Genomic DNA, 13,399 nt, shown 5'->3' with positions numbered 1-13,399 from the left:
GAGATTCCGTGTGGCGCCTCGCGGTGCCATGATCAGCTCATGACAGGACACGTCTTCGTCATCCAGGGGGACATCCGTCGATTCGCCTGCGATGCGTATCTCTACGCGACGGATCGGGATCTGCGCGACGGCGGTGGGTGGATGGAGTCGGCACCGGGTGCCCCTGGCCGGATCAATCCGCAGCGGCGTGCGGACTTCAAGGCGGAGAAGAGTTTCACACTTGCGCTGACCGACCGGCGAGGCCGACTGAACGAACCTGCGACGATTCTGACCGCGGTTCCCTACGACGGAGTCAAGCATCTCGAGGAGTTCGCCCCTCGTCTGCAGGCGTTCTTCGCGGAAGCGTTCGAGATCTCGAAGCGGCGCGGCGCGACGGCGGCCGTGTCGAAACGCGATCGCCCCCTTCTGGCCGTTCCGCTGTTCGGGGTCGGCGGCGGAGGCGCCGGCTCCGTCCGCGGCAAGATGTTCCGAGTCGTCTACCGCGAGGCTCTCGCGGCCGCGGCGCACTACAACGTGGACGTGGCGATCGTGCTGCGGGATCCCCGCGACTACGCGCTCGCACAGATGATCCGGCGCGAGGGCCGTGACGCATGGCCCGAACTGACACCAGAGCTCCACGCGAGCGCACGCGAGCTCGGCGAAATTGCTGCGGAGTCCAAGCTCGTGCCGTTCATGGGCGCAGGAATCAGTCTGTCCGCGGGCGCGCCCGACTGGAAGTCGCTGATCAACCGCCTTGCGATGGATGCCGGGGTCGAGCCTGAAGTCAGGAGGGAACTCGCGAAGCACGACGTCCTGGATCAGGCCGCGTACGTCCAGTACGCGCTCGAGCGTCGAACCGGGGCCGACAAGGCCGCGTTCGGGCGGATCGTGGCGGATGCCGTGAACGTGAAGCGGTATGGCATCGCGCCACCGCTGCTGGCTGCCCTCGAGGCCGAGCAGGCGATCACGCTCAACTACGATCGCCTTTTCGAATGGGCGGCGGGCGACGGGCAGCGCCCGCGTCGGGTCATCCCAGGTGCGCGCGGTGACGAGGAGAGGTGGCTGCTGAAGCTGCACGGCACTGTCGACGATCCCGCTTCCATCGTCCTCACCCGCGAGGATTATCTCGGCTTCAACGCCGACCGAGCTGCGCTCAGCTCGCTGGTCAAGGCGACGCTGATGACGCGCCACCTGCTCTTCGTCGGCTTCGGCGTGACCGATCCGCACTTCCACGAGATCGTCCATGACGTGCGTCGGGCTGTGCCTGACAAGGGACAACCGTTCGGAACTGTGCTGACGATCGGTCACGATCCCGTCAAGCGCGGGCTGTGGGGCGATGATCTGAAGTTCGTGGAGGTCGACACACCTCGAATGGTCGATGTCTTCCTCGACGCGGTGCTGGCGTACGGAGCATCGTCGCACTCCTATCTGTTGGCCAAGGGGTATCTGTCGACGCTCGATCCGGAGGACAGGATCGTCGCGGAGGCGCTGGGGAAGATGATCGACTCCATTCCGGAGGCTGACAGGCGCGGCACTGCGTGGGATGCGGTGGCGGTGGGCCTTCGGGATCTGGGGTGGGGCGCGCGGGTGGAAAAGCGCTCTCGGAGTGCGTTGCCGAAGGGGCTCGACTGATAATAGGGCGAGGCCCCGCCCCCGTGCGCGAGGGGACATGAGATCATTGCTTCCGTCGTGAACGGCCTGATAGCGAAGCCGCTTCAGATACAGCGAGTCAGCTTCGATATCCGACGCCCTGCATATGTTGTTCGCATCTGCCGATTGGAGGTCGAACATGGGAATCTGTCGAACTGGGCTCTCTTTCGCTCATCATTGCCGCAGCCGTGGCTGCGCTCGACGAGAACGGCTGAGCGCAGCCTATACGCTCGAAGGATGGTCAGGATCTCTGCGGTCGAGCCCGGATATCAGAACGTGAAACCCCACACAACGACAAGCGTGTGCTTCACACAGATCGTCGAAGCCGCGGACGGCACTCGTTTTCTCCACATGAGCACCTTTGGTTCTGAGACGCGCGCCTCCGTACCGAAGAGCAGCCAATCAATGCAGTTCGATGTCGATACCGCACGGTCACTCGTCAGGGCATTGACCGACATATTCGGCGCGACAGTTCTGCCCAAGGCTTGATCATCGCTGGGACGGTCGTAGCGCCTCACCGATGCGAGCGACGACATCCTCCGCGTTCTCGTGCTCCCAGAAGCGAAGGACGCACCAGCCGGCCGCGGTGAGCAGCGCATCGGTTTCTCGATCCCGTTCTGCGTTACGCGCGAGCTTCGGCCCCCAGTAACCGGCGTTGGATCTCGGCGCTGTCCCGTGCTCAGGACAACTGTGCCAGAAGCACCCATCGATGAAAACTGCAACGTGCGCCTTCGTGAAGACGATGTCCGCCCTGCGCCGCCCGCCCAGCGGCGCGTAGTCGACGCGGTAGCGGTACCCCTCGGCGTGGAGTCGTCTCCTCACCCGCAACTCGGGCGCCGTGTCCCGCCGCCTATTTGCGCGCATGGTTCTACGAGCCCCACCTGAACTCGCCCACGACATTCCAGCAGACTACCCGCGACCGATCCCGTGTCCGAGGCTCGAACTAGTGTTCGAGACAGCCCCGGAGAGCCGCACCGCCCCCGATCGAGATACCCGGTAGGCTGCTATTTGAGAATCCAATGCGTTGAGGAGTCAGACGTGCCCGAGTTGTCTTTCCGGATGGGAGAGCTGTTCAGCGGCCCAGGAGGCATGGCCCTCGGGGCCCGACTCGCAGCCCAGAACGTGGAAGGTGTTGACCTCCGGCACGCGTGGGCCAACGACTACGACCTCGACACCTGTCGAACCTATAAGCGCAATATCCTGGTCCCCGAGTTCGGCAGGGACGCGAAGATCGTGGAATCATCCACCGAGCTCCCCGCACGTGGCGGCGGGATCGTTCATCAGAACGTGCACGACCTCAACATTGATGCGCTCGGCGATGTCGAGGGGTTCGCTTTCGGTTTCCCATGTAATGACTACAGCCTCGTTGGAGAGTGGAAGGGCCTGACCGGATCGTACGGCCCCCTCTATTCATATGGCGTAAAAGTTCTTGCCTCCAAACAACCCAAGTGGTTTGTTGCTGAGAATGTCTCTGGGCTCCGTGGGGCCAATGAAGGACAAGCTTTCAAACAGATCCTCCAGCACCTTCAAGCACCCGATGATGGCCCCCGCTACACTATCGTTCCTCATCTGTATTCATTTGATGAATATGGAGTCCCTCAGCGTAGACAGCGAATCGTGATCGTCGGCATCCGCGAGGACATCGATGTCGAATACCGTGTGCCTTCCCCTGAGCTATATAAGGATGTGGATGTCAGCGCGAAGACGAGTCTCATGACACCCCCAATCGACCTTTACGCTCCGAACCATGAGTTCACCCGGCAGTCTAAGAATGTCGTGGACCGGCTGAACCTGATTCGCGCTGGAGAGCACGCTTTCTCCCCTCGAGTCCTCGAGGTCCTCCCGGACCATCTGCGCATCAAGACCAAGACGACTATCAGTACTACATATAAGCGGCTGGAGCCGGGCAAGCCTGCTTACACGGTCACCGGCGCGGGTGGCGGCGGGTCGCACATGTACCACTGGTCCGCCAACCGAGCATTGACCAATCGCGAGAAAGCCCGGTTGCAATCGTTCCCTGATGAGTTCGTGTTCGAGGGCCTAAAGGACAGCGTCCGCAAGCAGGTCGGCATGGCGGTTCCGGTCAAGGGGGCCGAAGCAATTTTCACGGCTCTATTCAAATCGTTTGCCGGTCTTCCATATGCGTCAATCGAACCCAACATCGACATGTCCAGGATCCTTGCCTCGGACTGAGAAGGTCATTGCTTCGGGAGAACCGGGGCGTTGCGGTGTGCCATTTCCTCGCTACTCAACCGCAATGAGCTGATCACGCGTCGCGTGCGCCCTACTAGACACTTCGCGCACGAGTGGGGAATCGATCTCCGAGACCCCGGTACGGTAGTCGCAAGCGGATCGATGAGCGAGGCATACCTGCTCGGCGGGACTACTCGGTCGATGCCGACGCTTGTGGCGCCAAAGATGCGCCAGGAACTGGAGGGCACTGTGGCGGGACTCGGATTCGAACAGCTGAAGGCGATGTTCGAGACGTTGCAGGCGATGCAGCCGAACAGAGACCCAATCACTCGCGATGCGGAGTTGCTGGAGAGTCTCGCCGTCTACGACCCTACGTTTCCCGCGGCCTATCGTGCGCACGTGGAGGAGGAACGCGAGCGCATCGAGGACCTAGCCACGACGCACACTCTCATCGGCGATCGCGACAAGGCGCCTTGGTACTCGGGTCCTAAGAGCACCAAAGGCATCTGGCCGGCCTATCGCGCGAAGCTCGAGTCACGCTTGCCAGACGCGGCGGCCAAGGACGTCGATGCTTCGACGAACCAGATCCTCTCGCAGTGCGCGAATCCTTTTGAGCGCGGAGACCGCCGTAAGGGACTCGTCATCGGCTACGTGCAGTCGGGAAAGACCGCGAACTACGCGGGGCTCATCGCCAAGGCAGTCGACGCCGGGTATCGAATCGTCATCGTCCTTGCTGGTATGCACTCCAACCTCCGCGCACAGACTCAGGCGCGCCTGGACGGAGACCTTCACCTGCGCGAAATCAAGGATGGCGGCGTCGCGTGGTATCCGCTGACAGACGTCAACTCTGATATCGCACCCGCCAACCCAGTGGCGCCTGTCGGCAACAGCGGCAACGCGATCGTCATGGTTGTGAAGAAGAACGAAAAGCGCTTGGCGAACGTCTTGGCTTATCTGCGCAACATTTCAAAGCAGCACCCGGACATGCTCCGCTCGCGCGCAACTCTGATCATCGACGACGAATCAGATCAGGCGACCCCGAACACCAAGGGCGCCAAGAGTCTCGTCTCGACGATCAATCAGCGAATTCGTGACATCTGGGCCGAAGTGAGAACCGGCACCTACGTCGCATACACCGCGACTCCATTCGCGAATATCTTCATCGACCCGAACGACGAGGACGAGCTCTACCCGGATGACTTTGCGGTCGTGTTGCCGCGTCCGCACGGATATATGGGTGCGGACACCTACTTCGACACGTCCGGCGTCGACGACGAACAAGGCGTCTCCCCAGACGCGCTGGCGCGAACAATCCCCGACGATGAGGCAGGGGTTCTAGCTCCGCTTGGACGTGATCTCACTGACTATGATCCTCACATCACCGAATCACTCGGGGAGGCCATCCGCTGGTTCCTCATCGCCACGGCGATCCGACAGATCCGCACTGGCGATGCAAATCACTCGTCGATGCTTCTCCACACCTCTCATCGTGTCGACGCTCACGATCGGCTGCGCGATGCAGTCGTCGACTTCTTGCGGGAGATCGCGCTCGCAGATGATCGTCGGAGCGAAAGCTTCAGATCGACGTTCAATTCTGAGATCGACCGTGCGCAGGAGTTGCGCGGCGATGAGATCGTGCCCGAATGGGACGACATCTGGCCTGTGATCGACGACCTGATCTCCCGTGTGCAGGTCCGCGTCGATAACGGCACCTCGAACAATCGAGTTAGTTACCCGGATGGTGACCCGCAGACCGTTATTGCTATCGGCGGCGGCACGCTTTCGCGTGGACTGACACTTGAAGGACTTGTGGTTTCGTACTTCCTCCGCACGTCGAACGCATACGACACGTTGCTGCAGATGGGGCGGTGGTTCGGATTCCGTCCGCGATACGGCGACCTCGCGCGTGTGTGGGCGGCTTCAGGGATGCTTGAGGACTACGCTCACCTGGCGCTCGTTGAACGCGAGCTCCGCGAAGACATCGCGGTGATGATCGACGAGCACATGACACCTCGCGAGATGGCAATCCCAGTTCGCGCGCACAAGGGGCGTCTCCAGATCACCGGCGCAGGGAAGATGGACTTCGTCGATCTCGTTCACAGCGGCCTCGGTGGCACTCGTCGCCAAACGATCTATCTTGACCGATCGGCCAGCGGCATCGAACGAACCCACGCAGCTGCAAAGGCCTTCGTCGCATCAGCGGTTGCGCTGCCGCACCTAACCACGCCGCCCATAACCAAGGAGGGCACCCCCGCCGCGCACCTTTTCGAGGGCGTCTCTCACGCTCAACTCGTTACATTCCTCAAGGACTATGGCGTCTTTTCGGTGGACACCGCGATGCAACCCGCAGCGATGCTCACGTGGACGGCCAAGCATGGCGCTGGGAAGTCATGGGACCTACTCCTCGTGTCCGGCCGCGCTGGTGATACGGATACGTTCGAGTATTCCCCTGGCGTGAGCGTGAACGTCGTGAGTCGCGCGCCTCTCGCTGACGGTTGGGACAAGAGCCGCTTCGAGGACGAGATCCGCGAAGGTGCCGATGTCGTGAACATCCGAGCGCTGATGTCGAGTAATGACTCGACCGGAGACCTTACGATCATGGCTCGTAACGGCGAGCTTGATTCAGCGACATACTCAGATCTTCAATCGCTGAGCAAGAGCAGTGCTGAAGCAGTCAAGACGTTCCGTCGCCGCGCTCGTCCTGACAGCGGTCTCGTGATCCTCTATGCAGTCGGAAAGGCTTCCGAACCGGCAGAGAGCTCCGGGAAGACCCGTGTCCCGATGTCCGCAAGCGACCATCTGATCGGTGTGGCGCTCGTGTTCCCACCGACCGAACTGGAACGGGCCGGCGACTATTACGCAGTCTCGGTCAAGTCCATCTTCGACGCGGGCGACGAGGATGCGGATGATGCCGAGGCCGAGATTCTCGACGATGAAGCCGACTTTGACGTGCAGGAATCCGACTCATGAGTAGCGGGCACTCTCGGGTGGAGGCGGCGCTCGAGGCACTCCTGGATTCGGATCCGACGCTCGAGATCAGCAAGACCCGCCGTTTGGGACCGGATTGGAACATGCGTGAAGCCCTGCTGGTTCGTGACCACCAGGATCACCTCTCGCTCGTAGTCGAACGGCCCGAGCATGCTCCGCGGATCGAGCCTCATCTGGGAGACACGATGCCTATCACCTGGATTGCGGCTTCCACTGACTCCCCATTGGAACGCATGATGATTGGATGCCCCGATCGCGGGCTTCGTACGACATTCCTTTCGCTCATCGGCGAAGTGCTCGACCGGGTCGATGCGACTCACAACTCGGTGTACATCGAGGTGTCAAAAGTCGTCGAAGATTGGCGACGCGTCCTCGAAACAGTCCGGACGAGCACCAGCCGCACCATACTCATCGGGCTTTTCGGCGAGTTGACGATTCTCCGCGATCTGGTCACTCAACGGGGCAGCGGCGCCATCGATTTCTGGCGAGGACCGGACGGACACCGCCATGACTTCTTCGGCACTAATGCGATCGAAGTGAAGACTTATCGCGGCACAGGGAGCCCGCGGGTCTCGATTCATGGTGCTCACCAATTGGACCCGCCAGTGGGCAACGAGCTGCACCTCATCTCGTTGCGCGTCGAGGAGTCTGCTGAAGGTGAGACCCTCGCGGACATAATCCACGATCTCGCGCTGGCAGGAGTCAACTACTCTTCGTTGAGCGGCCGGACTGACGGCGAGGAGCCGCTGGTCCTCGACGCTCGACTTCGATTGGTTGTGATGGACCGCAGAATCCATGCAGTTGATGAGACTTTCCCTGGCATACGCGCGTCGAGGCTGGACGAAAAGTCTCTGAAAGGCGTAGACCGCCTGAGCTATCAGTTGCTGCTCGACGCATGCCCCGAGCCGCTCGATGCTTCCGCGTATGTCCGCATCTTGGGTGACCTGTGAGCGAGCACGAAACGATCACGACACTCAACTGGTTTCCAAAACAGTTTCGAGCGGGTGACATGGACGGAACCGGCGGTGATCGCCTTCTCGGTCGCACCGACCTGGCGCCCCTCGAAGTACTGGTCCGGGAGACCGCACAGAACAGTTGGGACGCCCGTCGCGACGGCGCCACGCCACACTTTGGACTCCATCTGCGTAGGGTAGATTTTCGTCTCCGTGCCGACTTGAACCGCTTGTTCGAGGGAAGCCGTAGGCCTGGGCGGCAGCGGACGCCAGAAGCGACGAACCTCCATGTTCTCGAGGTGTTCGATCGCGGGACAAGTGGTCTGGACGGTCCGACTGATCTGTCGCCGGTCGCCTCCGGTGTACCGTGCAATTATCAGGACCTTATTCTCAAGGTCGGAGTCCCTCGCGATGATGGCAAGGGGGGCGGAACATACGGATTCGGCAAGACCGCCGCGTATGCATTCAGCGAGCAAGGCACAGTCATTTTCTGGACGCGCTGCCACACGCCGGGGGTAGGGCTCGAGCACAGATTCGTGATCTCTGCATTTCACGATTCATATGTGTCGGAGGGTAAGCAGTTCACCGGAAGGCACTGGTGGGGCGACGGCAGAGACGACCTCGTGGAGCCGCTCAAAGGCGAGCGCGCGCGAATGTTTGGCGAGCGGTTCTTCTCCAGAAGATTCGAAGGTGACGAGACCGGCACGTCGTTGCTTATCCTCGACCCGAAGATCACCGTGCCTTGGAACACAGATTCCGATGCCCCAGATGTGATGCTCCGGCGTCACGGTGATTCGTCCTCTCTCGAAGCCACCTTCGCAGCCGAGGCGCGGCGTGCTGTCCGGCAACACCTCTGGCCGAAGCTGGTCCCAGAGCCCGGGCACAACTCACCGCCGATGCCGATCAGCCTGCGAGTGCACGAGGACGAGGTCGATATCCTCGACCTCGCAGCGGGCGCGATCACGTCCTGGGGCGCCGGCCTCAACGCCATACGCACCCGCGTGTCAGGCAGCGACACACAGGTTGTCGCCCCATCAGGCCTCCCCGTCGAGGTTCACGATGTGACCCGCCTCGGCAAGACGATCGGTCATCTTGCTGTGGTGAAGCGGATGAGAGCGCTTGAAGGAGTCGCGCAGGACGATGACCTTGACCCAACGTGGGAAGAAGGAGCCGTCCAGCGGATCGCACTGATGCGCGACCAAGCGGAACTGGTCGTCACCACTGACGATTGGTCTGATCACACCGCATCGCCGGTGTTCGATTGGCTCGCGGTGTTCAAGTCAGCCTCAGACTGGGACTCTGTCTTCGCCGACGCCGAACCTCCGGCCCACGACATGTGGGTCAGCAGTGCTGGCGGAGAGACAGGCCTGGTGATTCGAGCGATGCGCAACAAGGTGCGCGCGATTCTGCGCGACGTATTTGCGGTGCCCGATTCCACCAGCATCGTCAGCCCCGGAGACAACCACCACGGCGTGCGCGCCGTCGCTCGCATGTTCGGGATGCTCCTGCCTGCGGTTGACCAAGGGGCGGAGGATAGTGATGCGGTGCCCAAATCGTTACGAAGCGGCGGGCGGCGAGGTCGCCGCCAAATGATGTCTGTCGACGCGCCTCGGCTGCTCGAGACCCTGCCGGACGGCCGACAGCGTCAGAAACTCACCTTCTCAGTGAGCGAACTGGGCGATCACGTCGTCGAGGTGTCCGTCTCGGTAGTCGGCGATGACGGAGCTCGATCAGAGTTGCCCCCGGCTGATCTCGCACTTGACTGGAGCCACGGTTCGGATCTTGGAGACGGGCGCGCGGTCGTTCCTGGCGAAATCCAACAGGCCGTGGCGCTGACAGGTCCGCCGCGGCGCGCTCTGCGTATTGAGATGAATGCGAGGCCTGTGAATGCCCGCGACTGAATCCCGGCCCTTTCGAGTGCCCGCGCAACACAGCGTCCGTTCCCACATCCGCTGCCTGTCGCCCGCCGTCGATCTTGAAGAGATAGCAGACACCTGGGAGCCCGGACAAGATCTCGTCTTTCAGATCACTTCCGAGCTGTCGCCCGAGTTCTGGGTCGAGACGGGCATCTCCCCCTCCGAAGAGGTCACCCTAGTCGGGACTGTCACTTGCCTGGCAGCCCGAACAAGGTGGCGAGGTTCCGCTTCCTTCGTCCCGCTCGACGGTCAATGGGTGGCAGCCGTTGAAGTGGAAGTGGATGGCTCCGCCGTTGCGGTCGAGGTGCTGATCGACATCTCGGTTGTTGGGCCTGGGCGAACCGGCCACCCGGATCCGGCGCTCGCAACGCACCGCTCTGCGAGGCTCTGGAGCATTCCTTCACCCGTCCGCGTACCGTTCGAGAGGCTGGGAGAGGTCTTTCCTACTTCGGCCGTGAGCTTTTCCGCCACCGGGCGACGGCGTATCCCCTGGTCTGTGGATGTCGCACACGATGCGGAGCCCGCGTGGGGTCTGACGTCGGCCGTTCGTCTCTACGTGAACACCGACTTGCAAGCGGGTGAGCGCATCCTCGAAGGAGATGCGGATCAATCGGTCTATAAGGCAATTCAGGCCGACATCGTCAGCGCGGTCCTCATCCACCTCGCAAGCGTGCGGGATGGGTACTCGACGGCGTCGATCACCGAGAGTGCGGAAGCTGACGTGTCGTCATTCGCAGCTTTCTGCACGCACGTTGCAGCGACGCTCGGCTTCGATATCGAGATTGCGCTTCGACTCGCGATCGAGGAGCCGATGCAGCTGATTGAACGCGCGCGCGAAGCAAGTGGCTTCATGGCCGAGGAGGACTGACCATGGAGTCGATCTATCCACGATTCACCGTCGACGATGCACGACGTGCCTTCGGCGATCTTGAGAGCGCAGCCGCTACCGGACAACCGATCCCGATCTACGCGGGTGGCTCCCACCACCCTCACGCGCACTTCGGCATTGGAGGCAGCGGAAAGGTGAGCTTCGCCGAGCTATCGAGCCTGCGTGACGCGATGAGGGTTCAGCTCCAAACTCTCTCGACCGGATTGCGCAACCAAGACCGCAAGTTCGACCTTCTTGCGGGCGCCGCGCTGGCCCAATGGTTTGCCGATGATCTGCGTGGGCAGGCAGCAAACCCTGGCATGTGGTCCTATCTGACGATCGCTGTTCTACCGGACTTCGCGCTTCAGAGATTCCCTCTCGATGGGAACGGTCGGCTGTCCGCTGAACGCTTCCTTGCGGGGCGCCGCAACGTGTTCTACCGTGCGTATCTACGATCCATCGTCTTGGGGAATCTGCTCAACGATCCCGAGGTCGACCTCTTCGAGGATGATCTCGTCGGCCTCATCGATCGAAATCTCTCCGCGGATCACAGACTGGCGCGCATGATCAGTGCCCGGGTTGCATCAACGCCGCGCGGCCCTGCGCGTCGTGAGATCGTTCGTGAAGGGTTCAAGGCCGTACAGTTCGAGTCCCGCGTCACGGACCTGGCTTCGCTGTCCGACGAAGAGCTTCGCACAATGATCGCCGTGTTTTTCGCAGTCGAGTGAAGGACGGATCAACGTTGACGGCGCTTCACACCCTGCTACTCTCCGACCCATGCCGTCGAAGCAGACCATAGAGACCCTCCGCGCGTTCACCGCCGAACGCGACTGGGCGCAGTTCCACTCCCCAGAGAACCTCGCGAAGAGCATCGTCATCGAGGCGGCTGAGTTGCTCGAGTGCTTTCAGTGGAACAGCACCTCAGACCAGCGCAAGGTCGAGGACGAGCTCGCCGACGTCGTCACGTACTGCATTCACCTCGCCGGGGTCCTCGGCGTCGATCTCGACGAGATCGTGCTGCGCAAGCTCGAGCAGACCCGCGCCAAGTACCCCGTCGAGAAGGCTCGCGGCCGCACCACCAAGTACACGGAGCTCGAGCCGTGACCAGCATCCGTCACGTCGCGTTCAACCGCGCCGACGTCGACGACTGGGCGAAGACCGATCAGCAGCACACGAACTGGCCCGTCGTCTACCTGCTCGATGGCAAGCGCAAGCTCTACGTCGGCGAGACCGTCAGCGCGCACAACCGGATCCGGCAGCACCTCGACGGCCCCAAGAAGGATGCCGGACTCGAAAGCATCCGCGTCGTCGTCGACGACAAGTTCAACAAGTCGGTCTGCCTCGACCTCGAGTCGCACCTGATCCGCTGGTTCCACGGTGACGGGCAGTACGAACTGCTCAACGGCAACGACGGCCTCACCGACGCGCAGTACTACGACCGTGAGCTGTACCGGGAGTCGTTCCGCGACGTCTTCGAGGCCCTCCGCTCGGAGGGGCTCTTCTCGCGCAGCATCCCGCAGATCGAGAACTCCGACCTGTTCAAGCTGTCGCCCTTCAAGGCACTGAACAGCGACCAGGCCATCGCCGTCACCGACATCGTCGAGGGGCTGCTCGAGGATCTGCAGCATCCCGACATCCGATCGACGCTCGTCGTGCAGGGCGACCCCGGCACGGGCAAGACGATCATCGCGATCTTCCTGATGAAGCTGCTCGCCGACATCCGCGACCATCGCGCGCACGACGACCTCGAGCCCGACTCGATGTTCACCGAGTTCTTCGTGCCCGAGAACATCGAGCTGCTCCGCGACCTGCGCATGGCCCTCGTCATTCCGCAGCAGGCCCTGCGGAAGTCGGTCAAGGAGGTGTTCAAGAAGACTCCGAAGCTCGACCCGAAGATGGTCATGACACCGTTCCAGCTCGGCGAATCGGATGTCGAATACGACCTGGTGCTCGTCGACGAGACCCACCGCATCGGACAGCGCGCAAACCAGGCATCCGGCGTGCAGAACAAGAAGTTCACCGAGATCAACCACGCCCTGTTCGGCGACGACGACCCGATACACACGCAGCTCGACTGGATCAAGGCGCGCAGCCGGCACCAGCTGCTGCTCGTTGACGGCGCGCAGAGCGTGCGCCCGCACGACTTGTCGCCGGCGAGCTTGGATGCCGAGTTGCGAGGCGCTCGGGATGCCGGCCGGTGCTACCGGCTCAGCACCCAGATGCGCGTGCGCGCCGGGGCCGACTACGTCGAGTTCGTCCGAGGGATGCTCCGGGGCGAAGACCCTCGGATGCCGGACCTTGGCGAGTACGACCTGCGGCTGTTCGACGACGTCGGCGAGATGCGCGCGGCCATTCGAGCGCGCGATGCCGAGGTCGGGCTGTCGAGGATGGTCGCGGGGTATGCGTGGGACTGGATGTCTCGTCGTGACCCGGCCGCGTACGACATCGAGATCGACGGCGAGCGAATGCGGTGGAACAGCACCGACAAGGACTGGATCAACTCCCCCGGGTCGCTCGACGAAGTCGGATCGATCCACACGGTGCAGGGCTACGACCTGAACTACGCCGGCGTCATCATCGGGCCGGACCTGCGCGTCGTCGATGGCGAGATCGTCGCGGACTGGGACGCATACCGCGACAAGAAGGGCAAGGAGAACACCGGGCATCTGAAGGGCTCGTTCGGGGAAGACCAGCTGCGGGTGTTCATCCGGAACATCTACGGCGTGCTGCTGACGCGCGGGATTCGGGGGACTTATGTGTATGTGTGCGATGACGGGTTGCGGGAGTGGGTGCGGGGGCTGATCAGCTGAGGCGCTGGACCAGGCAGCGGGATTGACCCGGCCGTAGACGGC

11 protein-coding genes are annotated in these 13,399 nt (G+C 62.2%); 10 read left to right on the top strand and 1 reads right to left on the bottom strand.

What is annotated here, in order from left to right:
• Positions 1-141: 141 nt before the first annotated feature.
• Both GON06_RS04625 and GON06_RS04620 read left to right on the top strand, forming a co-directional pair.
• Positions 142-1,611, top strand: coding sequence for an SIR2 family NAD-dependent protein deacylase (locus tag GON06_RS04625; protein WP_157311135.1), 1,470 nt, complete (start codon positions 142-144; stop codon positions 1,609-1,611).
• A 255-nt stretch (positions 1,612-1,866) separates the two neighbouring features.
• Positions 1,867-2,118: a hypothetical protein gene (locus GON06_RS04620; protein ID WP_157311134.1), complete on the top strand. Its 252-nt coding sequence runs from the start codon at positions 1,867-1,869 to the stop codon at positions 2,116-2,118.
• Here GON06_RS04620 and GON06_RS04615 read toward each other — a convergent pair whose 3' ends face one another.
• Complete coding sequence (locus GON06_RS04615; RefSeq protein WP_157311133.1) at positions 2,119-2,529, bottom strand: very short patch repair endonuclease; 411 nt, start codon at positions 2,527-2,529, stop codon at positions 2,119-2,121. It lies immediately after the preceding gene.
• Positions 2,530-2,667: 138 nt separating this feature from the next.
• Between GON06_RS04615 and GON06_RS04610 the strand changes: the two genes are divergently transcribed.
• The 8 genes from GON06_RS04610 (at position 2,668) to GON06_RS04575 (ending at position 13,357) form a co-directional block, all read left to right on the top strand.
• Positions 2,668-3,822, top strand: a complete 1,155-nt coding sequence (locus GON06_RS04610) for a DNA cytosine methyltransferase (RefSeq protein ID WP_332837157.1) — start codon at positions 2,668-2,670, stop codon at positions 3,820-3,822.
• Between the two features lie 162 nt (positions 3,823-3,984).
• Positions 3,985-6,792 (top strand): Z1 domain-containing protein, encoded by a 2,808-nt coding sequence (locus GON06_RS04605; protein WP_157311132.1) that lies wholly within the window; start codon positions 3,985-3,987, stop codon positions 6,790-6,792.
• Positions 6,789-7,760, top strand: coding sequence for a PD-(D/E)XK motif protein (locus tag GON06_RS04600; protein ID WP_157311131.1), 972 nt, complete (start codon positions 6,789-6,791; stop codon positions 7,758-7,760). Before GON06_RS04605 ends, GON06_RS04600 begins: the two co-directional genes overlap by 4 nt.
• Positions 7,757-9,664 carry a hypothetical protein gene (locus tag GON06_RS04595; protein WP_157311130.1) on the top strand — a complete coding sequence of 636 codons (1,908 nt, stop codon included), beginning with the start codon at positions 7,757-7,759 and terminating at the stop codon, positions 9,662-9,664. The genes GON06_RS04600 and GON06_RS04595 overlap by 4 nt, the downstream gene beginning before the upstream one ends.
• On the top strand, positions 9,651-10,547 hold the full coding sequence (locus tag GON06_RS04590) for a hypothetical protein (RefSeq protein WP_157311129.1): 897 nt from the start codon (positions 9,651-9,653) through the stop codon (positions 10,545-10,547). The genes GON06_RS04595 and GON06_RS04590 overlap by 14 nt, the downstream gene beginning before the upstream one ends.
• A gap of 2 nt (positions 10,548-10,549) precedes the next feature.
• Entirely contained in the window at positions 10,550-11,275 is a 726-nt protein-coding gene (locus tag GON06_RS04585) for a hypothetical protein (RefSeq protein WP_157311128.1), read from the top strand.
• Between the two features lie 49 nt (positions 11,276-11,324).
• Positions 11,325-11,651: a nucleotide pyrophosphohydrolase gene (locus tag GON06_RS04580; RefSeq protein WP_157311127.1), complete on the top strand. Its 327-nt coding sequence runs from the start codon at positions 11,325-11,327 to the stop codon at positions 11,649-11,651.
• Positions 11,648-13,357 carry a DNA/RNA helicase domain-containing protein gene (locus GON06_RS04575; protein ID WP_332837156.1) on the top strand — a complete coding sequence of 570 codons (1,710 nt, stop codon included), beginning with the start codon at positions 11,648-11,650 and terminating at the stop codon, positions 13,355-13,357. Before GON06_RS04580 ends, GON06_RS04575 begins: the two co-directional genes overlap by 4 nt.
• The last annotated feature ends 42 nt before the right edge of the window (positions 13,358-13,399 follow it).

Source organism: Microbacterium sp. MAH-37 (assembly GCF_009758255.1).
In the GTDB taxonomy this organism is placed as follows: Bacteria; Actinomycetota; Actinomycetes; order Actinomycetales; family Microbacteriaceae; genus Microbacterium.
This window is presented reverse-complemented; position numbering and strand designations above follow the sequence as displayed.

Excerpts from the sequence above, each read along its gene's own strand:
- GON06_RS04615 (WP_157311133.1), bottom strand. The coding sequence starts at position 2,529 with ATGTCGTGGGCGAGTTCAGGTGGGGCTCGTAGAACCATGCGCGCAAAT.
- GON06_RS04605 (WP_157311132.1), top strand. The coding sequence starts at position 3,985 with ATGAGCGAGGCATACCTGCTCGGCGGGACTACTCGGTCGATGCCGACG.
- GON06_RS04585 (WP_157311128.1), top strand. The coding sequence starts at position 10,550 with ATGGAGTCGATCTATCCACGATTCACCGTCGACGATGCACGACGTGCC.
- GON06_RS04590 (WP_157311129.1), top strand. The coding sequence starts at position 9,651 with ATGCCCGCGACTGAATCCCGGCCCTTTCGAGTGCCCGCGCAACACAGC.
- GON06_RS04620 (WP_157311134.1), top strand. The coding sequence starts at position 1,867 with ATGGTCAGGATCTCTGCGGTCGAGCCCGGATATCAGAACGTGAAACCC.
- GON06_RS04580 (WP_157311127.1), top strand. The coding sequence starts at position 11,325 with ATGCCGTCGAAGCAGACCATAGAGACCCTCCGCGCGTTCACCGCCGAA.
- GON06_RS04625 (WP_157311135.1), top strand. The coding sequence starts at position 142 with ATGGAGTCGGCACCGGGTGCCCCTGGCCGGATCAATCCGCAGCGGCGT.
- GON06_RS04600 (WP_157311131.1), top strand. The coding sequence starts at position 6,789 with ATGAGTAGCGGGCACTCTCGGGTGGAGGCGGCGCTCGAGGCACTCCTG.